At 66.8% G+C, this 1,440-nt stretch carries 1 pseudogene; it reads left to right on the top strand.

From position 1 onward, the window contains the following. Positions 1–1,440 (top strand): annotated as a pseudogene (locus AB4Y84_RS21610) (discoidin domain-containing protein); the annotation flags it as partial.

Raw genomic sequence — 1,440 nt, forward strand, 5'->3', positions numbered from 1 at the left:
GCTTGATCGTGTACAGCGCACTGCTGTACACGATCAAGCTCGAACCCGGGCAGAGCCGCGAGGTGGCGATCGTGCTGCCGCAGACCGGCAGCTGGGCGCCGCAGGCGCTGGACGTGGCCAAGGCACAGCAGCAGGTCGCGACGATGTGGCGCGACAAGCTGGGCGTGGTGACCCTGCAGGTGCCCGCCGCCGGCCAACCGCTGGTGGAAACCCTGCGCACCGCGGTGGCGCACATGCTGATCTCGCGGGTCGGCCCGCGCCTGCAGCCGGGTACGCGCTCCTATGCGCGCAGCTGGATCCGCGATGGCGCGATGATCTCCGAAGGCCTGCTGCGGATGGGTCGCAGCGATGCCGTGCGTGACTACGTGACCTGGTATGCGCCCTATCAGTTTGAAAACGGCAAGGTGCCGTGCTGTGTCGATGCGCGTGGCAGCGACCCGGTGCCGGAGAACGACAGCCACGGCGAACTGATCTACAACATCGCCGAATATGGCCGTTACACCGGCGACACCGCTTTCCTCGAGCAGATGTGGCCGCACGTGCTGGGCGCCTACAGCTACATGGAACAACTGCGGGGCAGCGAGCGCACCGAGGAGAACCGCGCGCGCAATCCTGCCTTCTACGGGATGATGCCGGCCTCGATCAGCCACGAGGGCTATTCGGCCAAGCCGATGCATTCGTACTGGGACAACTTCTGGGCGTTGCGTGGTTACAAGGACGCTGCGCAGCTGGCGGCGCAGCTGGGCAAGGTCGAGGCGATGCAGATCAGCGAATCGCGCGATCAGTTCCGTGATGACCTGCAGGCCTCGCTGCTGTCGGCCATGCAGCAGCACCGCATTGATTACCTGCCTGGCTCGGCCGAGCTGGGTGACTTCGACGCCACCTCCACCACGATCGCGTTGGCGCCGGGCGGCGAGCAGGGGCGGTTGCCGCAGCAGGCGCTGGACGCGACCTTCCAGCGTTACTGGAACGAATTCGTCGCGCGCCGCGACGGCAAGCGCGAATGGAAGGACTACACGCCGTATGAATGGCGCAACGTCGCTGCGTTCGTGCGCCTGGGATGGCGCGATCGTGCCTGGCAGGCCACCGAGTTCTTCTTCAAGGATCGCGCACCGCAGGCCTGGAACCAGTGGGCCGAGGTCGTCTCGCGCACGCCGCGCAAGCCGTTCTTCGTGGGTGACCTGCCGCACGCCTGGGTGGCCTCGGACTTCGTTCGCTCGGCGCTGGACATGTTCGCCTACAACCGCGATGCAGATGAGGCACTGGTGCTGGCCGCTGGTATCCCGGTGTCGTGGCTGCAGGGCGAGGGCATTGCCGTGCAGGGCCTGCGCACGCCGCAGGGGCAGCTCAACTATCGCCTGCAGCGCAGCGACAAACAGCTAGTGCTGGACGTGCAGCCCGGCCTGGTACCGCCGGCCGGTGGCGTGGTGCTGCCATGGC

It is taken from the genome of Stenotrophomonas sp. 2YAF22 (assembly GCF_052114665.1).
Lineage (GTDB): Bacteria > Pseudomonadota > Gammaproteobacteria > Xanthomonadales > Xanthomonadaceae > Stenotrophomonas > Stenotrophomonas indicatrix.